Origin of the sequence: Nostoc sp. CmiVER01 (genome assembly GCF_034531135.2) — a bacterium.
GTDB lineage: Bacteria > Cyanobacteriota > Cyanobacteriia > Cyanobacteriales > Nostocaceae > Nostoc.
Genome location: NZ_JAVRBU020000014.1, coordinates 75,006 through 95,981, shown reverse-complemented (window position 1 = coordinate 95,981; position 20,976 = coordinate 75,006). Strand labels below are relative to the sequence as shown.

Annotated in this window: 17 protein-coding genes, 2 tRNA genes and 1 pseudogene; 10 read left to right on the top strand and 10 right to left on the bottom strand. The window is 41.3% G+C overall.

Going from position 1 to position 20,976, the window contains the following annotated elements; translation table 11 throughout:
* Window positions 1-493: 493 nt before the first annotated feature.
* The 5 genes from RMZ43_RS24025 to RMZ43_RS24005 all read left to right on the top strand — a co-directional run bounded on the left by RMZ43_RS24025 (window position 494) and on the right by RMZ43_RS24005 (window position 7,603).
* The gene (locus RMZ43_RS24025; protein WP_322653244.1) at window positions 494-1,276 is read left to right on the top strand and encodes a calcium-binding protein; all 783 of its coding nucleotides are present in this window, start codon (window positions 494-496) and stop codon (window positions 1,274-1,276) included.
* A gap of 983 nt (window positions 1,277-2,259) precedes the next feature.
* On the top strand, window positions 2,260-2,952 hold the full coding sequence (locus tag RMZ43_RS24020) for a calcium-binding protein (protein ID WP_322649430.1): 693 nt from the start codon (window positions 2,260-2,262) through the stop codon (window positions 2,950-2,952).
* 228 nt (window positions 2,953-3,180) lie between these two features.
* Window positions 3,181-4,866: a dihydroxy-acid dehydratase gene (gene ilvD, locus RMZ43_RS24015; protein WP_322653245.1), complete on the top strand. Its 1,686-nt coding sequence runs from the start codon at window positions 3,181-3,183 to the stop codon at window positions 4,864-4,866.
* Between the two features lie 214 nt (window positions 4,867-5,080).
* A complete protein-coding gene (locus tag RMZ43_RS24010; RefSeq protein WP_322651042.1) occupies window positions 5,081-5,458 on the top strand; it encodes a hypothetical protein in 378 nt (125 codons plus the stop codon).
* A 30-nt stretch (window positions 5,459-5,488) separates the two neighbouring features.
* Entirely contained in the window at window positions 5,489-7,603 is a 2,115-nt protein-coding gene (locus RMZ43_RS24005) for a caspase, EACC1-associated type (protein ID WP_322651041.1), read from the top strand.
* A gap of 306 nt (window positions 7,604-7,909) precedes the next feature.
* Here the strand turns inward: RMZ43_RS24005 and RMZ43_RS24000 are convergent, their stop codons facing one another.
* The 5 genes from RMZ43_RS24000 to RMZ43_RS23980 all read right to left on the bottom strand — a co-directional run bounded on the left by RMZ43_RS24000 (window position 7,910) and on the right by RMZ43_RS23980 (window position 12,864).
* A complete protein-coding gene (locus RMZ43_RS24000; RefSeq protein WP_322651040.1) occupies window positions 7,910-8,389 on the bottom strand; it encodes a plasmid segregation centromere-binding protein ParR in 480 nt (159 codons plus the stop codon).
* 5 nt (window positions 8,390-8,394) lie between these two features.
* Window positions 8,395-9,549, bottom strand: coding sequence for a ParM/StbA family protein (locus RMZ43_RS23995; RefSeq protein ID WP_100901207.1), 1,155 nt, complete (start codon window positions 9,547-9,549; stop codon window positions 8,395-8,397).
* A gap of 239 nt (window positions 9,550-9,788) precedes the next feature.
* Window positions 9,789-10,412, bottom strand: coding sequence for a DedA family protein (locus tag RMZ43_RS23990; RefSeq protein WP_322653246.1), 624 nt, complete (start codon window positions 10,410-10,412; stop codon window positions 9,789-9,791).
* 542 nt (window positions 10,413-10,954) lie between these two features.
* The gene (locus RMZ43_RS23985; protein ID WP_322651038.1) at window positions 10,955-12,037 is read right to left on the bottom strand and encodes a Gfo/Idh/MocA family oxidoreductase; all 1,083 of its coding nucleotides are present in this window, start codon (window positions 12,035-12,037) and stop codon (window positions 10,955-10,957) included.
* A 596-nt stretch (window positions 12,038-12,633) separates the two neighbouring features.
* A complete protein-coding gene (locus RMZ43_RS23980) occupies window positions 12,634-12,864 on the bottom strand; it encodes a hypothetical protein (RefSeq protein ID WP_322651037.1) in 231 nt (76 codons plus the stop codon).
* Between the two features lie 63 nt (window positions 12,865-12,927).
* Between RMZ43_RS23980 and queC the strand changes: the two genes are divergently transcribed.
* Window positions 12,928-13,605: a 7-cyano-7-deazaguanine synthase QueC gene (gene queC / locus RMZ43_RS23975; RefSeq protein WP_322653247.1), complete on the top strand. Its 678-nt coding sequence runs from the start codon at window positions 12,928-12,930 to the stop codon at window positions 13,603-13,605.
* Between the two features lie 31 nt (window positions 13,606-13,636).
* Here queC and RMZ43_RS23970 read toward each other — a convergent pair whose 3' ends face one another.
* Both RMZ43_RS23970 and RMZ43_RS23965 read right to left on the bottom strand, forming a co-directional pair.
* Window positions 13,637-15,031, bottom strand: a complete 1,395-nt coding sequence (locus RMZ43_RS23970; protein WP_322651035.1) for a hemolysin family protein — start codon at window positions 15,029-15,031, stop codon at window positions 13,637-13,639.
* Between the two features lie 59 nt (window positions 15,032-15,090).
* Entirely contained in the window at window positions 15,091-15,792 is a 702-nt protein-coding gene (locus tag RMZ43_RS23965) for a hypothetical protein (RefSeq protein WP_109011361.1), read from the bottom strand.
* Window positions 15,793-16,086: 294 nt separating this feature from the next.
* On the opposite strand from RMZ43_RS23965, the gene RMZ43_RS23960 reads away from it, so the two are divergent.
* Window positions 16,087-16,159: transfer RNA gene (locus RMZ43_RS23960), tRNA-Ile, on the top strand.
* A gap of 88 nt (window positions 16,160-16,247) precedes the next feature.
* On the opposite strand, the gene RMZ43_RS23955 is transcribed toward RMZ43_RS23960, so the two are convergent.
* Window positions 16,248-16,685 (bottom strand): hypothetical protein, encoded by a 438-nt coding sequence (locus tag RMZ43_RS23955; RefSeq protein ID WP_322651034.1) that lies wholly within the window; start codon window positions 16,683-16,685, stop codon window positions 16,248-16,250.
* A gap of 100 nt (window positions 16,686-16,785) precedes the next feature.
* On the opposite strand from RMZ43_RS23955, the gene pyrE reads away from it, so the two are divergent.
* Complete coding sequence (gene pyrE, locus RMZ43_RS23950) at window positions 16,786-17,409, top strand: orotate phosphoribosyltransferase (RefSeq protein WP_322651033.1); 624 nt, start codon at window positions 16,786-16,788, stop codon at window positions 17,407-17,409.
* A gap of 82 nt (window positions 17,410-17,491) precedes the next feature.
* Here pyrE and RMZ43_RS23945 read toward each other — a convergent pair whose 3' ends face one another.
* A complete protein-coding gene (locus tag RMZ43_RS23945) occupies window positions 17,492-17,704 on the bottom strand; it encodes a hypothetical protein (protein ID WP_322651032.1) in 213 nt (70 codons plus the stop codon).
* A 368-nt stretch (window positions 17,705-18,072) separates the two neighbouring features.
* On the opposite strand from RMZ43_RS23945, the pseudogene RMZ43_RS23940 reads away from it, so the two are divergent.
* A pseudogene (locus RMZ43_RS23940) lies at window positions 18,073-18,820 on the top strand (DUF4351 domain-containing protein); the annotation flags it as partial.
* A gap of 625 nt (window positions 18,821-19,445) precedes the next feature.
* Here RMZ43_RS23940 and RMZ43_RS23935 read toward each other — a convergent pair.
* Window positions 19,446-19,517, bottom strand: a tRNA-Thr gene (locus tag RMZ43_RS23935).
* 347 nt (window positions 19,518-19,864) lie between these two features.
* Between RMZ43_RS23935 and argF the strand changes: the two genes are divergently transcribed.
* Window positions 19,865-20,785 carry an ornithine carbamoyltransferase gene (gene argF, locus RMZ43_RS23930; protein WP_322651030.1) on the top strand — a complete coding sequence of 307 codons (921 nt, stop codon included), beginning with the start codon at window positions 19,865-19,867 and terminating at the stop codon, window positions 20,783-20,785.
* Window positions 20,786-20,976 lie beyond the last annotated feature (191 nt).

The window sequence follows — 20,976 nt, the reverse complement described above, 5'->3', positions numbered from 1 at the left end:
ATTTATTTCTGTATTTAGGCAAATTGACAAAATATATTCCTGTTTAACCTGCCAAGGGTGGTATTGCTGTAAACAAGCATAATTAAGTACCAAAAAAGTAGCTCATATTGGCTTCACGCTTAAGATTGTTAATTTCCTTAATTAGTAAGAGAAGCAAATTGAAAAAATAGAGAATTAACAATGCTTGCTAAGGCTTAATCGCGCCGCGTATGCATGAGAAAATTAGGTAATGCAATCGCAACAATTGCAATAATGCCAAAGAACTTGAACAGCCAAATTGTAGCGCAAGGGGTGTAGCGATGCCTACGCACTGATCAATAAGGCTTTTAACTTCTTGATAATTACTTGTTATACATAACTATCAAAAATACCAAATAAATCTTAATTTTTCATTAATTCGTAGCGAATTAAATTTGGCAATGCCATTGCATCTCCTTGCATTAAAAACGCTACGATTTATGCAAAGCTGTACTAAGTTCAGGAGAAACTCACTATGGCAATCATTGAGGGCAGATTTGGTAACAATAGACTTCTTGGCGGATCTGCCAACGATACGATTAAGGGCGGATTTGGCGACGATACGATTGACGGGGGAGCTGGCAACGATACGATTGACGATGGATTTGGCAACAATACGATTAAAGGCGGATTTGGCAACGATACGATTGAGGGCGGATTTGACAAAGATACGATTGACGGTGGAGCCGGCAACGATAACATTGACGGTGGTAGTGGCAACGATAGCCTTCTTGGTGGAGCGGACAATGATCGCCTTATTGGCGGATTTGGCAACGATCGCCTTATTGGTGGATTTGGCAATGATACGATTAGCGGTGATTTTGGCAACAATGATAACCTCATCACCACTGATAATCAGACTATTAGTCTGACTGGCAACAATAATAAGCTCATCACCAACGATAATCAGTCTATTGGTCTGACTGATGTTTTGACTGGAGGACAAGGTAACGATATTTTCGATTTCAATTCAGTTCTTGAGAGTCAACCTGGTGTTTTACGAGATGTGATCACTGACTTTGTTGGAAACGGTAATTTGCCAGGCGATCGCATCGATCTTTCTACCATCGATGCCAACTCCAATATAGGAGGCAACCAAGCCTTTACTTTCATTGGCAGTAGCGCATTCTTTGCAATTGGTCAGATTCGTTATGCAGGAGGTATTCTTCAAGGTAATACTGCTGCGAATCTGTCTCCTGAGTTTGAGATTCAGCTTACAGGAACACCACAACTAGTGGCAAGCGACATCATCGTTTAATTTAATAGACTTTTTGCAAAATTCTGTAATACCCCACTCCTAAGCGATCGCTCTGATCGCAATCCTATTTGATTTCGTTCGAATTACAAGATTCAGATCCCCGACATCTTTAAGATGTCGGGGATCTCTTTGTTCACGAATGTTTTAATAGTGCTATAGAAGTGGGGTTCTTATTTTTGGTTTATGCAAGAGGTAATACCATTTCACGAAATACCTGATACAAATAGATTGATATCTAATTCTTTCCCCCTGCTCCCTGCACCCCTGCTGCCTATTCGTATCAATATTAAAGTGAAACGGTATAACACAAGCACATCTGAGAAATATAACATTACTAATGCTTATTAAGGTGCGCCACGTATACATGAGAAAATCAGGTAATACAATTGCAAACTTTACGATGATACAAGGCTTTGAAATTATTGGCGATTAATTGGTTATACATAACTACAGAACCCCTCAAACAAATCTTAATAGGCAACATTAACTCTTTCTAAACATAGGTTTCAGATTTGGTTTTGGCGAGAGGAAAAAATATTGCTAATTATTCTTTCTTATAGATAGAAAAAAGTAGGCTTGAGGGTTATATTATAATCTTGTGATTCTGAATATAGTCAGAACTATCGTTGGCTTTTCCATATAACGTGAAAAGTCAGTATGTAACATGAATATTGGCACAATTTTGATGCCACCATCATCAATACATCCAGTGCTTCTCAAATCTTCTCAACTTTTCAGACTTCACAGCAAACACCTGTTCTAATCAAGTGTGGTTCAGTTATCTCTTTCCACTCGTTATTTCTCCACCTTGTTTTCTCGGCGTTGCTGAATGAAAGTGTGAAATTCAAAAATTAAATGTTTGAAACTGTTTCCTTTGCGCCTTTGGGGGAAACTAAATTCATACTCTTAATCAGCAACGCCGTTTTCTGATGGGGAAGTGATGAGGAAATTTTTTTAACTTATAAGTTAAGGAGAAACTCATTATGGCAACTTTAACTTTCAACGGTACTAATGGGCCTGACATTCTAAATGACTATGATGGACGAGGTTTATATGATGAATTTCTTGGTTATCCTTATCTTCGATTCGATTTCGTTTACATCAACGGATTGGACGGTGACGACAATATTAGCGGTTTTTATATCACCAGTTCTTATAGCATTAATGGGGGTGCTGGCAACGATGCCCTCTTTGGTAATCTTAACAACGATGTCCTCGCAGGGGATGATTTTTTTGGCGTTGGTGGCAACGATTACCTCGCAGGGTTAGACGGCAACGATGCCCTCTTTGGCGTTTATGGCAACGATACTCTCAATGGGGGTGCTGGCACTGATACTCTGTATGGGGGTGCTGGCAACGATGTTTTTGACAACGATGTTTTCGATTTCGACTCAGTTTCTGAGAGTCAACCTGGTGTGTTACGGGATATTATCAAGGACTTTGTTGGAAACGGTAACTTGCCAGGCGATCGCATCGATCTATCTACCATCGACGCCAACTCCAATATAGCGGGCAACCAAGCCTTTACTTACATTGGCACTGGCGCATTCTTTGCAATTGGTCAGATTCGTTATTCAGGAGGTATTCTCCAAGCTAACACTGATAATCTATCGGCTAATTTCGAGATTCAGCTTGAAGGATCACCACAACTAGTGGCAAGCGACATTATCCTTTAATTTAATAGACCTCACCCCCAACCCCTCTCATTGCTAAGGACAGGGGAGATGAAGCACAGCTTTATCGGGGTGAGGTACTGCTTAACCTCACTCTTATTATGAAACGCTATAGCAACACAAGCACACTTGAGAAATAGAGAATTACCAATGCTCGATCGCGCCACGTATACATGAGAAAATCATGGTAATACAATCGCAACTGTTGCGATGATGTCAGGGAAGAAAAAAATGCCGGAGAATTTAAGAAGCCAAATTGTGACGCAAGGGGTGCAGCGATCGCCAAATCGAGCAATGCTGCGGGCAGTTGGTTTTAAAAATGAAGATTTCAATAAAGCCATTGTAGGTATTGCCAATGGCTACAGTACAATCACTCCCTGTAACATGGGAATAAATCAACTGGCGCTCAGAGCAGAAGTTAGTATAAAATCTGCCAAAGCAATGCCGCAAATATTCGGTACAATTACCATCAGCGATGGGATTTCGATGGGAACAGAAGGGATGAAATATTCCCTAGTATCACGGGAAGTCATTGCCGATTCCATTGAAACCGCTTGCACTGGACAAAGTATGGATGGTGTACTAGCCATTGGTGGCTGTGATAAAAATATGCCAGGAGCAATGCTAGCGATCGCCCGGATGAATATCCCGGCAATATTCGTTTACGGTGGCACAATTAAACCCGGTCACTACAACGGACATGATTTAACTGTTGTTAGTTCTTTTGAAGCTGTTGGTCAATACAGTGCTGGAAAAATTGACGAAAAGGAATTATTAGAAGTTGAAAGTCGCGCTTGTCCTGGTGCTGGTTCCTGTGGGGGGATGTTCACAGCTAACACCATGTCTTCAGCATTTGAAGCACTAGGGATGAGTTTACCCTATTCTTCGACAATGGCAGCCGAAGATGCCGAAAAAGCCGACAGTACTGAAAAATCAGCTTATGTGTTAGTCGAAGCCATCCGCAAACAAATCTTACCCCGGCAAATTATCACCCGCAAATCTATAGAGAATGCCATTTCTGTAATTATGGCGGTGGGTGGTTCGACCAATGCAGTATTGCATTTCTTAGCGATCGCCCGTGCTGCTGATGTAGAGTTAACCCTGGATGACTTTGAAACCATCCGCGCCCGTGTTCCGGTTTTGTGTGATTTAAAACCAAGTGGTAAATATGTAGCTACAGATTTGCACAAAGCTGGTGGCATTCCCCAAGTCATGAAGATGCTACTTGTGCATGACTTATTACATGGTGATAGCCTCACCATCACTGGTCAAACAATCGCAGAGATATTAGCAGATATCCCAGAAGAACCATCGGCCAATCAAGATGTGATTCGGACTTGGAATAACCCGATGTATTCCCAAGGACACTTAGCTATTCTTAGAGGTAATCTGGCAACGGAGGGAGCTGTCGCCAAAATTACCGGGGTGAAAAAGCCAGTGATTACTGGCCCCGCGCGAGTATTTGAATCGGAAGAAGCTTCTTTAAATGCAATTTTAGCAGGTAAGATTCAAGCTGGTGATATTCTCGTCATCCGTTATGAAGGGCCAAAGGGCGGGCCTGGGATGCGCGAAATGTTGGCTCCCACCTCAGCAATTATTGGTGCTGGTTTAGGTGATGCTGTGGGATTAATTACCGATGGACGCTTTTCTGGTGGTACTTACGGCATGGTGGTTGGTCATGTTGCACCAGAAGCAGCAGTTGGTGGTGCGATCGCGCTTGTAGAAGAAGGCGATAGTATTACTATTGATGCACCCGCACGCCTCTTGCAGTTGAATGTATCGGAAGAAGAATTAGCTCGTCGTCGTGCCAACTGGCAACCCCCTGCTCCGCGTTACACTAAAGGCGTGTTGGCGAAATATGCCAAATTGGTATCTTCTAGCAGTATTGGTGCTGTGACAGATTTGGATTTGTTTTAATTAATCTGACGTAATAGACATCTCCGAAAAAGAATGTAGAGACGTAGCACTGCTGCGTCTCTCTGAATATCTAGTAATTTTTACTTAAATTTGATAAGTTTTTGCAAAAATCTTCATGAAATTTCAGGAAATTTACATAGCGGATATGATGTCAATAGAGAAATCACGGCAATATAGGTGAGAGTCAGCTGCTTAAAACTGAAAAGGGTACAAAATGAGTTCTGAATCTAACATCAAGTTAACGATCGCTCTTTCTAATCCCAGCTTAGATGCAGAAGAGCAAGAACGCGAAACACGGAATCTGCTGCGAGAAATCAAAGATTTAGATGTAGAAAGTGCTGAACTCGTTACAGTTACAGAAACTCCCGAAGGAGCCAAGTCTGTTAGCGGTTTTCTGATAGGAGTATTACAGACAGAGGTGAGCCTTGCCAATTTTAAGAAATTGTTGGGATTTTTAAGCGATCGCTTGGGTAACAAAACCATTGAATTGGAAGTTGAGGCTAACGGCAAAAAACTGAAGGTGAAAGCTAGCAGTCAGGAAGAGTTAAACGCCGCCATTGAACAAGCTCAAAAGTTTGTTGCAGGTAATTAAGAAATTCCAGCAGTAAGGAAGAATAGTGAGATGGCGAAAGTAGCACTCCTAATTGGAGTCAGTGAATATGAGCCTGGTCTTACTCCATTGCCAGCAGCGACAAAAGATGTCGAGGAAATGCAGCGAGTTTTGGAAAACCCAGAGATTGGTGGTTTTGATGACGTAACATTGCTGATAAATCCTCAACAACATGAGATGGCAGTCGCAATCGAGACTTTGTTTGCCGATCGTCAAAAAGATGACCTCGTGCTGCTTTTTTTCTCTGGTCATGGAATCAAAGATGAGAATGGTAAGCTTTACTTTGCTGCTTGCAACACCAAAAAAAGTGACAAAGGAGAACTAGTTAAGGCGACAACAGTACCAGCTAACTCTGTACATGATGTCATGAGCAATAGCCGCTCCAAACGCGAGGTAGTAATTCTTGATTGTTGTTTTAGTGGCGCGTTTGCTGAGGGTTGGTCTGCTAAATCTTCTAAAGATGATGGTTTTGTGGATGTGAGGAACCAATTAGGTGGTGAAGGACGAGCGGTTCTTACATCTTCGACATCAACGCAATATTCTTTTGCACAACCAGGAACAGATGTTTCAACTTACACCTGCTATATAGTTGAGGGGCTAGAGACTGGTGCAGCAGACCGAGATCAAGATAGCTTCATTTCTGTTGATGAATTACATGAATACGCTAAAAGGAAAGTACAAGAAGCTGCTCCAGCCATGAAACCAGAAATATATGCTATTAGAGAAGGCTATAAAATCAAGCTTGCCAAAGCACCCATTGATGAGCCAAAACTTCAATATGGTCGAGAAGTTGAATATTGGGTAAGAGACGGTGAAATTTCTGATATTGGTCGTACTGCTTTAAATAAGCGACAAAAGAACTTAGGGCTAACACCTGACGAAGCTGCTGCTAAAGAAGCTGAGGTTTTAAAACCTTATCAAGACTACAAAGAAAATTTACAGGAATATCAAAAGGTATTCTTCCGAACAACTAAAGGTAAATTTCCTGTTAAGGAAAATACTCGTGCTGATTTGAAACGTCTTCAGCAAAATTTAGGACTTAGGGATGAAGATACAGCCTTAATTGAAGCTTCTCAAAAAAGGAAACTCAATCTAGCTCCTCAATCTATAGGAATGTTGAGTCTAGGAGTTATTATTGGTGCTGTGGTGGTATGGCTTATTAAGCCTGAGATGAAAGTTCAATGTCCCGTTATCTCATCTCAACAACTAGAATGTGACAATCAAATTGTTAATAAAATAGATAAATTTACAGAAGTTAAAAATATCCCTTCAGGAGCTTTTAAGTATGGAGGTAGTACTTCTTGGGCACCTATCTATCCAAAGCTAGAGTCAGAAATTAAAAATATCTATCGCCAATTTGATATAAAAAACGTGTTAATCAGGGGTTCTGGAATAGGCATTCAGAAGTTAATAGATGGTGGACAGGATGGACTAGATTTTGCTCTGTCCTCCCGTGACGTTCTCCCTAAAGAGAAAAACTTAGCTAAAACAAAGGGTTTTACTATTCAAGGAATTAGAGTTGCCCAAAGTGGTTTAGCAGTAGCCGTTAATCCCAAATTAGATATCCAAAATATAACCAAAGAACAATTAAAGAAAATTTTTAGTGGTCAGATTGACAATTGGAAAGATGCAGGCGTTCTCGCAGATATCCCAATTAAATTTTATGTGCGTAGTAATAATTCAGGCAGCACTGAAGAGTTTAGAAAAAGTTTAGGAATTGAAAAGTTTGGTGATAATATTAACTATATTAACACAACTAGTGAAGGACTCCAAAAAATCGCTAGAGAACCGGGAGGAATCTTTACAGGCCCCATCTCAGATGTAGTACCACAGTGTGGAGTTAAGACTTTACCTATTATTAACGATAAGGGTAAAACTATTTCTCCATACCAACAAGAAAACTTTGTATTACCAACTCGATGTCGCCCTGGCAAGCGTAATCGAGTTAATATACAAGCGATTTACAGTGGTGAATATCCATTACCTGTTAGTTTATATGTAGTGATTAAGCAAAATGCTCAAAGAGAACAGCAAGCTGGTCAAGCCTACGCTAATTTACTTTTGACAAAACAGGGTCAAGATATGATAAAAAGTCTTCAAGAAACTGGAAATATTGACGAAAATTAATAAGGGTTAAAATTTCGCTGTTTCCCGAGTTTTTTAACTTTACTTAATAGTGATGCCTACGGCGGTAAACTACGCACTTACTAATTATGAATATTTCAAAATAGCGATCGCACCCAGTTTTTAATTTATAACAACTCGATAAACTTATCAACACTTAACCCAACCTAATACTTGTCGGGTTTTAAGGAAAAGGGGGAAAGGGAAAGAAAAACCTTTAACCATATACAAACATTAACAATCCTTAATAGAAAATATTATTAAGGATTGTTAAGAGGAGCAAAAACTGCTCACAAACGCGATTGTTTCTTAAAAATCATCGAGAAACTGACTAAGGCGGCTGATTACGGGGTCAACCTCTTGAGGAGGGGTAGCAACAGAATAAGAAGTATTATTTACTACTTCTAATTGAGTTGGAGACTGAATGAGCGATCGCTCATTGACTATAAGCGCCAGTTGTGCAACTTGTTGAGAAAGTTGCAGTAGATGGTGTTCCATTGCCTCCAAACGATTAGATCCCTTGGCCAAAAAACGTTCCTCAAGTCCAGCCACTTGACGTTGCAGTTCACCGATTTGCTGTTCAATCGGTGTTTTTGCTGCTGTTTGTGGAGCAGGTTGTACAGGTTCCGGTACACATAAAGATTGCCATAAGGCTTCTTTACAGAGGTCGCTGAAAGTCTTGTCTGGTTGTTTGTCCAAATAACTTTCTACTTGCGCTAACAAGCTTTCATCAGCAAGCTCTGGGTTGAACGTGACGGATTTAACTACCTTTTTTGACCATTGGAACATCAGCTTTATGCCCTAGCAGCGCGATTGGAGGATAATTGTGCCTCTCCATAAATATACTGCCCCAAAGCATTCGCCTGTCGTGAAGGTGCTGCTAAATGAGCATTAATCTTTGCTTCTTTGAGCAGACGTTGAACGTCGTCCCAGAAGAACTCACCACCCCCGCCAGTCAGAATCACATCGGTGACACGTTCTGGCAACCAGGCTAGCACACGGCTACAGATTTCGCGCGAAAACATCTCCGTAAGGTTGGGAAGAAAATCGTCTAGGTTGGTGGGCTTGCTAGCGCCTTTAGGACGGTAATAACGTTCACCTCTGGGTTTGTTCACGGCGGAAATCAGAGCTAGAGATTGACTATCTGCTCCCTCGATTTCGGCGGACACCAATTCATAAAACTTGTTCATACCGAAGTCTTCGCTCTTAGAAGCACCTCTGGCAAAACGGAAGTTATCTACCATCAAAAGATCGACGGTTTGATGTCCAATATCAACGATCGCCACCGATATTTTTGTAAAATCGGGACTACCAGGACTTTTCTTTGGTTGAGCTTCAGACCACAGGAGACTGCCGTAGCCTTCTGGCATTACCCATACCTTACTGACGTTGAGCGATATAGATTCGCCTCGGAAGTTCAACACATGAGGGCCGCCTACTTGGCTAATCAACTGGGCTTTTTCTTTTTCAAATTGCTCTAAGGAAAGAAAAGGCAGACCTAGTACAACTGAGATATCGTCTCTGAGTTTGAAGTACCCAGCACTTGCTAACACTTTTACCAGTGCAGCCTCTACCTTAGATTGCCCGACTCCTAGATTAGCCCCAAAATCGGCTGCTAATTGACCAACAGCATATCCATTTCCTTGATACTCCAGCCACAAATCCATTAAGGGGTCAGTAGCCCTGGCTTCAAAAACACCACCGCGTACTTGTTCAATTGACATCTGCTTGACATTGGCAGGTACGAACACCACATTACCGGGTTCACGACTCACACAAGTCTTTGTGGAAGTTCTGCCTAAATCAACGCTGAGAATAGTTTTTCCCGGAACACCCCCTGTCTTGGGAGGAGTATTATTAACGGCATTGATGGGAGTCGATGCTGACACTCTATTCATGGGTATAGCAGCAGCATTGATGGGGGTAGCGGCGGAAGGTTGGTCTGTCATGAAAGCTCCTAGTTCAAACTTAACTGTAAAAAGTTGTCATGCTCATCTTACAAAAATGCGAGCAACCAGAAATTCTAGGTTGCGTCAAGTGTAGCTAGAAATACGCCAAAATTAATTTTGGTGATACCTCCGATAAGCTCATGCCTTCTCACATCTAGTATTATTTGGCATAGTGTAGGCGAATTTTGGCCAGATGTAACCCCTGCTTTCACTACTTTCAAACCAAAAGCGTCCCTGTTTCATCTTCTAGCACGTCTTGACTGGCGCTTGAATATCCAGAAAATAAATACTAGAACCAAACCCCCAAGTACGATTTTGGATACAGGAGCAAGGTACTTGTCCACAAGTTCATACTGACTACCCAATATGTATCCTGAGTATGTTAACAAACCCACCCAAGCCGCGCTACCTAGTGTTGTGTAAAACAAGAATGGTAGCAATGGCATATTGCTGATACCTGCGGGAACGGAAATCAAGGTGCGGATTCCTGGTACAAGGCGACCAATTAATACTGCTTTTCTACCTTGTCGGTCAAACCACTCTTTGGCCTTGGCGATATCTTTACTGGATATAGCCAGCCATTTGCCATACTTGTCAGCCCAAGCTTTCAAACGAGTTTCGCCCAAAAACTTACCTGGATAATACCAAATAAGTGCGCCCAATACAGAACCCAAAAGTCCTGCGAAAAACACACCAATGATATTCAGCTTTGCTCCCCCTGGTTGATATGGACTTGCTGTAAATCCAGCCAGTGGCATAATCAATTCTGAAGGAATCGGGGGAAAAAGGTTTTCTAGGAACATTAGTAGGGCGATTCCCCAATAGCCAAAATAGTTGATAGTATTAGTTATCCATTCAAGCATTGAGTCAATTCCTAAAATTGCGGTACTATTCTTGTGACTAAGATTCCGCTTTAACTTTTAAAAAAGCTAATTATTCAGCTTGCTAAATTCAAGGTAATTCGGCTACACAAAAACTTGGCATCGCAATGAAGAGACAAAGTAAAACAAGTGGAAGTTAGGGCGCTGTTTCATTAATTGCGAAGTTTATATAAATTCAGAAGTAGCTTTAGTACAGGGCGGTAGAAATCAAGCTACCATTTTTAAACTTGCAAAAGCCTTGATATATAGGACTTTTGACTTCCGCTTTGCGGTACTAGCCCTTGAAATTGAGCGATCTCTCGCTCAATACGAATCTGACAAAACTAACGAAATTAGCCATCATAATCTTTATTTTCTAATTTTTTAGATCCTCCTTAGTCGGTTTTTAAAAGGAACCAAGGAGGATCTAAAGAGTAGATGGCAAATTTAAAAACATACTAAGGGGGTTTTCTTCTGAGGTTGTGCCTGTGGGAGAGCAGGGAGAAAATTTTACCTTGTCCCCCTCACCCCCCTCATCCCTGCTTCTAGGCTGTCGGCGTTAACGATTGTACTCTTGGTTCCGATTGCCAGTCTAATGGATTCAAAACTCGATCTTCCAGCGCCATCTGCTCAATCAAACTTGCCAGTCTCAGAGCTTTGAGAGCTTGTTCACCACCTACTGAGGGTTGATTGCCCCCATGTACACAGTTGACAAAATGCTCTAATTCTGCACTCAAAGGTTGAATATTGCTGGTGTACACTTTTTCAATTACACCATCTTGCCTATAAAGTACTTGTCGATGGTCGGTGAGAGAATTGGCAGTAGTTTGTCGGTGAATCAAAATTTCATTCTTGAGAAAATCTGCCTCAGTGAATGAATTTTTGCAATGGGCGACAATCCGACGAATTTTTCGGTGGGTAACTTTACTGGCGGTCAGAGTAGCAACTATACCATTGGCAAACCCCAAGGTGGCAGTTACGTAATCTAAATAACCTGAGTCTAGGGCGCGAGTACCGCTAGCAGTCAATTTCGTGACTGGGGAAGCAGCTAATTCCAAAAGTAAATCGATGTCATGGATCATTAAATCCAGCACAACCGAGACATCGTTTGCCCGATCTGAGTAAGGACTCATTCTGTGGGCTTCTAGCGCCAGCAATTCTTCAGTTTTAAGCACTTGGCTTAGTTCTTTAAAAGCCGGGTTAAAACGCTCAATATGACCCACTTGTAGAATACACCCAGACTCAGCTGCGGCGTTTACTAGTGACTCTGCCTCAGAAATACTGGCTGCGATCGGTTTTTCAATCAAAACATGAATTCCCGCTAACAGACAGTTGATGCCTACGGCATAGTGCAGACGGGTGGGAACAGCTACACAAACTGCATCTACAAGGGGTAGCAGGTCACAGTAATCTTCAAAAAAACGCACCTTGTATTTGCTGGCAGTTTCTAGCCCTCGCTCAACATTAATATCTGCTACTCCGACTAGTTCAACATCTTTCATTGAACTCAGCACGCGAGCGTGATGTTGTCCCATGTTACCCACTCCAATCACGCCTATGCGGATCGGTCGTGGCTGGTTACGCTGTGTATATAGATTCGGTTCTGCCACTGACATGCTATCTTGCACTATTATTCTCTCCTCAACCACCAAATTTAGAGACGCTACGGCCGTTGGCGTTTATACTCGAAGGCCAGTTACGATCCGTCTAAAACCATCCAGATGGTAACATAGAGCCTATGTTTATGAAGAATTTCAAAGTTTCTCATCGGTTCCCGTAATCCAAATATCTTTTGTATAGATAGTTCGGGTTTGTTTTGGATTTTGCACTTTTTACAATAAATATATGTTTTTTATGTGTCTTTTTATTAACTTTAAAACATTCAGTAAGACTTAAGTGGAAATTCTTCAAATTTCTAAGTAGCGGCTTCCTCTGCTCTGACTTAACTTGATTGTTGCATTTAGACCATTAATTACCGGGATCAGTATTTAATTGATACTACTAAAATTACAAAGTCATGAAAAAGTAACACGTATGCTTTTTGAAAAAAATGCTATTGAAAATTATCACTACTGATTTATTGAAAAGATTTTTGTATGATTATTTGCAGCATTCGTCTTAGACATATACTCCTGCAAAGAAGCAAGCTACGCGTAGCGTCTGGTAAAAAACCACTAGACTGCTTTTTGAGAAAAACTAGTATCTTAAGGCGGAAGTCACGCATTCACGCATAATTGTATTGCGAGCTTCTTGCACCATTTGAAATGGTGAACCAGCGCTGCGGGAGGGTTTCCCTCCGCAGGCGACTGGTGTTAGCGTAGCGGTAGCGACGTAGGAGCGTCACCCGAAGGGTATGTTTATTTACGCCGTACTGCACTAATGTAGATTGTTTCTTTAAAATATTAGTGCGGCGTTGTTTGCCATCACTCACAGGGTTGAGAAGTGGCTTTGGCATTACTTTCTGACCAGAAATGTTGAGGTATAATTTGGCGATTAAAATCCAAAATTTGCAACTGAGATGAAAGCTGTAATTTTATTATCTGGGGGATTAGACTCTTCCACAATTTTATACAAGGCTAAGGCTGATGGCTGTGAATGTCATGCGATTTCCTTTGATTACCAGCAGCGACACCGGCGAGAGTTACAGTCAGCCCTGACTGTTGCTCGAAAAGCTGCGATCGCAAAACATCAGGTGGTTAATTTTGATTTACGCCAATGGGGTGGTTCAGCACTTACCGATGATGCCATTGATTTACCCCAAGAGCGATCGCAGGGTGAAATGTCTCAAAATATTCCTGTAACTTATGTTCCGGCTCGTAATACCATCTTTTTAAGCTTTGCTCTTGGTTTTGCCGAAGCGATCGCAGCTGAACGTGTCTATATCGGCATCAATGCTTTAGATTACTCAGGATATCCTGACTGTCGCCCCGACTATATCCAGGCAATGCAGGAAGTTTTTCGTCTGGGAACCAAACAAGGGCGTGAAGGAAAACCAATAAATATTGTTGCACCCCTGATCAACCTGAAAAAAACTGAAATCATCCAACTAGGAAACCAATTGGGAGTTCCTTGGGAACTAACTTGGTCTTGCTATGCCGGTGAAGATGTCGCCTGTGGTGTATGTGATTCTTGTCGCTTGCGGCTAGCAGCTTTTGCCGAATTGGGACTCGTTGATCCAGTAGTGTATGCTTCTTGAGTGAGGAGTCACAAGTCTTAATTTCTAACTCCTAACTCTCAACTCCTAACTCTTCTAACCGTTGCAGTTGAATTTGATGCAGGCGTGGGCCAACAATTGATACCACAGTGAATTCGAGATTATGATACCGGAAAGTTTCGCCTTTGACAGGCATTTTCTGTAACTGGTAAAGCAAAAAGCCGCCTAGTGTTTGGTATTCTCTTGTCAGGGGCAAATTGAGATGCAAAACTTCGTTGAGGTCTTCGAGGTTGATCTGGGCTTGTACTAAAAATTTATCCTTATCTAACATCTGAATCATCAAGTCGTCACTGCTTTCAGATTCGCTGGCGTCGCCAATGATTTCGGCAATGACATCTTTGATTGTCACTAGTCCCACAGTAGAGCCGAATTCATTCACTACCATGACCATAGCTGGTTTCTCTTGCTGCATCATTGGCAAAAGCTCACTCAGGGACGTGTGTTCAGGAACAAAGCGAGCGGGACGCATCCAAGGTTGGATTTGTGTCTCTAAACTGAGCCTTCCTACAGCTAAAGGTTGTGCCAAATCTTTAAAATAAACAATGCCGCGAACATCGTCTAATGATTCACCAATCACGGGATAGCGAGAGTAACCAGTAGCAGCCATTTCCTTGAGTAATGTCTGGAAGGTAGCATCTTTTGGCAGCGTGATAATACTGGTGCGCGGTATCATCACATCTTGGGCCATAACATCCCCAAACTCAAAGACATTATTGAGCAATTCTCGCTCCGCACGCTCTAAACCAGTAGACCCCCATTCTGTAGAGATAATTAGTTGTAATTCTTCGGGAGTTACAGGTGGCCTCCAGCCTTGACCTGTGTATTGGATACCAAAAATCCGCAATAAAAAACGAGTTGATTGGTTGAGAATCCAAATGAAGGGGCCAAAAAAACGCACGATCGCTTTTACCGAAGGCCCCAAAAACCTAGCTAGCTGTTCTGAGTACAGCATGGCTAAGGATTTGGGACATAATTCTCCGATCACAATTTGCAAATAGGCAATCAGGAAAAAGGCAATGGGAATTGATAGAGAATGCGCCAGGAAGGTAGTCATGCTACTTGGTAAAGGCCAGGATTTTAACCATGCATTAACCAGCACAACAATCGTACTTTCGCCAATCCATCCCAATGCCAAGCTGGAGAGGGTAATACCTAACTGAGTGGTAGATAGTAGTCGATCAATACTACGTTGTAGCATTTCGACTGCGATCGCTGGAACATCCCCAGCCTTAACTAGCTGGTGAATCCGCGATCTCCGCACGCTCACCATCGAAAATTCCGCCGTCACAAAAAAGGCATTTATGGCAATCAGCAGTAGCACTGACAATAACCGTAGCGCCACGTCTGTCCAAATTAAATTAGGAAAACCAATCACCACCAAAGCTCGTGTAAAACTCACGCCCTCCATTTAGGGGGATTGAGGATAATTCAGTCCCCAGATCCCAGTCCCCAGTCCCTAGTCCCAATCTACCTTTCTACAGGAATATTCAATGCCTCTAGCTTCAATTCTTGAGCGGGATAATCAGTAAGAGCAAGTGATATTTTCTTGACATCATCAAGTAAAGCTGTGGGAATACTCACTGTACCTGTAAATGCTGGCCCATTTGCAGGCAATTCTGTTGGTAAACCTTCTGTACTAGCACTCAGGGTTCGTCCTTTATCATCGGTAACATCTAAAAAACTATACAGGAAGCGGACAGAATCTTTACCTTTGTTCTGCATTTTCACTTTCAGTAGCAAATCACCACCAGAGTAGCGGACAGATTGTACAGACATGGTTACGCCCTCACTCAAGGCAGTAACTGGAAAACCTGGCTGGAGTTTTTCTTCAACCACTGCTGGGGGTTTTTCCTCTGGCTTCTGCTTGCTGCTATTGGTTTCTTCATCATCGTCCTCTAGCTTTTCCGATTTAGCAGCCTTGGTCTTACCCTCAATTCGCGCCTTAACAATTTTCAGAATTTCGTCCTCTTTTAATAGCACTAGCCCTCCCTGTTGGGAGCTATTTGCCTTATTACTGGCAAATTTAGTTGTAGGACGCCCATCTGGTGTATTAACGCCTTTAAGTGCTGAACTACCTAGTTCAAACCCCAAAAGGGCACTCACAGACCCTGCTCCCATCATTAGGATTAACAAAACCAAAGTAAGAAGTACAGTAGAATTTATTTTCATCGCTGACAAGCTATCACAATAGAATGCTGGTCTATTTAAGAATAGTGAAGCTTTTGACCTCAATCCTTAAAGGAACTTAATCAATATTAGTCTGCACTATTTTATGATTAAATTATGTAGTATAAAAATCTGATAAGCTATTGTCGAGTATTCACAGGTGTAAATTTGTGTTATAATTAGAAAATTGGCTAAACTTAGCGATTGAGATATTTTTCTCAGTCTAAAATTAACAAATCACGTTGACCTAAGAGTTAAAGTAATTAACTCTTATAAACACGAAACCCAACAAAACAAGCGCCTTTGGCCGATTGGGGAGGCAACGAACTCATAATTCGTCTTCAGGCTGGTTCGATTCCAGCAGGGCGCACTGAACGATCAACAAGCAGTAATAGAATGATAAAGGGCATGGGGCATTGGGCATTAATTATTTTTTCCCTACTCCCCACTCCCTAATATTACCGAGGTGGTAAAGTTTCAAACCTGAATTCAGTTCCCACTTTGAGTTTGTTGCTATTGAAACGCGGAGACATCATTAGTGATGTGTCATAAGGATTTGGTAAATCAGGAGTCCGAATATATGGATCGTTGCCAACTTGCTGAGTCAGGACATCATGATATAAAGTGTTAAGCAACTGAGCATCGCGGGCAATTTCATTTTCTGGGAAGGAACCACCGAAACTGGAACCAGATCCTAGAAATGAGTCTAGTTGGCGCTTGAGGCTGTTACTATTTTCGTAGAAATTGCGATCGTGACGAAAATAAGCTCGTTCAAATACATCATTTGTAGTTTCAGTTTTGGGGGTTTCCGTTTGGGCAGATGCAATAGAGGGAAAAGCAATACCAGCAGCAAGCAGTACCAATAAACCACCAAAGGTTTTAAATTTTATACCCACGTTTCTAACTCCTCAATTTTTGGGCAATCTTAATTTATGCTTAATTTCAGAACTCTGATGAGTTCAACCTTTGGTGTAGCACAACTTTTAATGTTTTGTAATGACGTATCCTACTGAAACTCTTACCCACTCAGATATTTGGGCCAGCACTGCTGATTTGACTATTTTGCGCCATAAGCTACTAGATTTATTTTCTCAACTTGCTTATCAAGAGGGTGATTTTGTTCTCGCTTCTGGACTACGTAGTTCTTATTATGTCAATAAGATGCAGGTAACACTCCACCCGCAAGGAGCTTTAGCTGTTGGACGATTGCTGTTTCCTTTATTACCTGTAGATACCCAGGCTGTAGCAGGTTTAACAATGGGCGCTGACCCAATGGTGACAGCAGTGAGTATAGTTTCTGTTTATGAAAATCGCCCGATACCAGCGTTGATTATTCGCAAGGAAGCCAAGGGTTATGGAACGAAAGCTTATATAGAAGGCCCCACTTTACCTGAAGGTGCAAAAGTAGTAGTTTTGGAAGATGTCGTTACAACTGGGCAATCTGCTTTAAAAGCAGTTGAGCGTCTTAAAGATGCAGGTTATACAGTAAATCAAATAATTTCACTGGTAGACCGACAACAAGGCGGAGGTGAGTTGTACCAGTCAGCTGGGTTGAAGTTTGAAACTTTATTTTCGATTCAGGAAGTTCAGGAACGTTACCGACAACTTGCGAAATCATAAGTGTCGCTTGCCAAATTATTTGACAATTTGACAGATTTGTGTAATCCAAAATATTACTCTTAAAGCCCTAATAAGGGTTTTATTAATTTAGGCTCAAAATAGCCTTTACTGCACTGGCGATCGCAAAAAATGCTTTTTCGATTTCTTCTTTAGTTGTAAATTTCCCAATCCCAATTCTTAACGCTCCCTCAATTATATTTTCTGCAAGATTCATCGCTTGCAGAACGTGAGACGGCGCGACAATACCTGATGAACAAGCCGCACCTGTAAAAATAGCTAATTGTCCCCACTTCATTATTAGCAGCCATCACACAGATTAGGAAGCACCGCCAGAGCAGACTTTTTCTAGATGTTCTAAATCAATTAGGGCATTTGGCTTTAGAGGACAAGGGATTTGGTAGGACGGGCGATAACGGCGGCGCTGATTTTGAGTGTATTGAATCCAGTTGTTAAAACGCCGTAGTTACATAAAATCTTGGTTTGCGGCTGTTCGTCTTTAAAACTTTGAATCAGCCTTTCTCTCTCTGATTTGGGGGAATTACCTATAACAGCATCAGTATTAAATCCTTATGCCAACCAAATTACTAAAGTGGATTCACTGTTTCTTAGGCATAAACCCAATTAGGGCTAAAACCTTGTATAGTTGCTAAAGAAATTAAAGAAAGATTTGCTGAAAATCCTGCACTCATAGAACCCTTCCGCAATCCAGCTTCTACTGATGAAATATGCGACTGTATTCTAAAATTATTATGAAGTCAAAGCTCTTTTACGACGAGAAGCTAAAGCCAAGAAAATCAAATTTCAAGACTCAGAAATTCCCAAATTGTGGGTTCTTACTCCAACGGTATCTGAAACTAGATTGTCTAGCTTTGGAACTATGCAAAAAGAAGGCTGGTTATCAGGAGTACATTTTCTGGCAGATGCCTTGCGGACAGCAATTGTAGCGATACATCAATTACCACAGATATCGGAAACGTTATGGTTGAGGCTTTTGGGTAGGGGAAGCGTGCAGTCGCAAGCGATTATCGAATTGCAAGCGTTACCATTAAATCATCCATACCAAAAAGCAACCCTGGAATTAGTTTACAACTTGCGCGAAAACTTGAGAGTAAATCAAGAATTAGAAGCAGATGATAGGGAGTTAATTATGCGATTAGAACCACTTTATCAAAGAGATAGAGAACAAGCCAAACAAGAGGGAAGACAGGAAGGAAGGCAGGCAGGAAGACAAGAAGGAGAACAACATTTAATTATACGTCTGCTCAATCGCCGTGTTGGGGAAATTAATGAATCATTAATCGAGCAAATTAAAGGTTTATCGATTGAACAATTAGAAACTCTAGGAGAAGCATTACTAGACTTTTTTAATGTTGCTGATTTAGAAGCTTGGTTTAACCAACAACAAGGATAAAAATTGTGAGGATTTGGTGCGATCGCGCCAATTCTTTATCATTTAAATAGCACGCACAGAGACTTCATTGATATACGATCTGTATCTAACAGCCAAAGGATCATAAAGTGCTATTTGTACTAACTTGCGCTCAGTACGCAGCTCCTGAGCCAGATCCGCAAACTCTTCATCTCCCTAAATCTGCTAATTTCATCTCAAATGCAGTGGCATCATCATCCGTCCATGATTCAGCAGGGTTTGTTCGCAACAATCACCACCAAAGCTTCCAACCACTGAGAATCACTTGCGGTTTCATCCAATGCTGCTCGAATAAAGCGTTTTAGTGAAGATTCAATACATTTTCCGGCTAAATAATTCGCCCTTACCCGCAAATCTTTTCTGAGTTTTATTTCCTTACTTCTGACCCCAAAGTCTTCATAAATCAATTTTTTTAATGGATAAAGATTAGGTTAATTTTGCATAATTAGGTTAATTTTGCATAACTTAAACATATTCTGAAGCATGCTCGTTCAATGAGTCCTTTCGTTTCCTTCCAGAAGTTTTAAGACATGATGCACTCCAGTAGATCGCTAATTGGCTGAATTACTGTACATAATCGACAACTCAAATACTTATCTATACTTAAAGCCAGCAGCGGGATTTGAACTCGCGACCTTCCGATTACAAGTCGGATGCACTACCACTGTGCTATGCTGGCAATTTTTTGATTACTCTCAAGTAGTAACCACAATTTATTATTGTACCATAATCGATTTATTTGTCTAGCTACAATTGCGAAAAAATATCTTCCTGTTCCTAAATTAGGCTAGAAAACGAGAGATTTTAGGAATATCGCTGCTTTTGTGTGCCTAGATGGTTGAGTTGGCGTTGCAATTGTAGTGATTGCGATCGCTCATAAAGTTGGTAAATTAATACGCATGGCAAAAACTAACTCCAATCCTGCGTTGGGCGCAAAAATTTTGGGTGCAGTTGTAAAACTGTATTTTCTTGGCACAGCTGAATAAAGGAGCAGAAATATATAATTATTTTTTACAGATTACAAGCATGGCAGCATTGCTCGGACGAGATTTACTAAGTCTAGCGGACATCAGTCCGACGGAAATTCAAGAACTCCTGCAATTGGCAACTCAACTTAAATCACAACAGTTGAAGTTGCAGTGTAATAAAGTTTTGGGGTTGTTGTTCTCCAAAGCTTCAACTCGCACACGGGTAAGTTTTACGGTGGCAATGTACCAATTGGGTGGACAGGTAATCGATCTCAACCCTAACGTCACTCAAGTTAGTCGCGGGGAACCGTTACAGGATACGGCGCGGGTGTTAGATCGATATTTGGATATTTTGGCAATTCGTACTTTTGCACAGCAGGATTTGGAAACTTTTGCTCATTATGCCAAGATTCCGGTGATTAATGCGCTTACTGATGCAGAACATCCTTGTCAGGTATTAGCGGATTTATTGACGGTTCAAGAAAGCTTTAACACCCTTGCTCGATTAACTTTGACCTACGTGGGTGATGGAAATAATATGGCTAATTCTCTGATGTTGGGCTGTGCTTTGGTGGGGATGAATGTTAGAATTGCTACCCCTAGCGGATATGAGCCAGATTCTAAGATTGTAGAACAAGCAAGAGCGATCGCTAATAACAAAACGGAAGTCTTCGTCACTCACGATCCAGAGTTAGCAGCTAAGGATTCTAATGTACTTTATACTGATGTTTGGGCAAGTATGGGGCAAGAGGCAGAAGCAGACAACCGAATGCCAATTTTCCAGCCTTATCAAATTTCAGAGCAGCTATTGAGCCTTGCAGAACCAGAGGCAATTGTTTTACACTGCTTACCAGCCCATCGTGGTGAAGAAATTACCGAAGCTGTTATTGAAGGTTCTCAATCACGAGTTTGGGAACAAGCGGAAAATCGCTTGCACGCTCAAAAAGCTTTACTTGCAAGTATCTTAGGAGCAGAATGAAAAGAGTTAGGAGACGCGATTAATCGCGTCTGTACAAAAGTTAAGAGTCAGAATAGCAAGAGGGTAACTGGCTCTTAACTACTTAAAATTTGTAAAGATTAAGAATAAATTTGGTAAAAGAAAAGAAAATATTTTTGCTTTTGATTTTCATATTTTTATTTTTCTCTTGTTATGGGGAGTTTTTTGTAGTA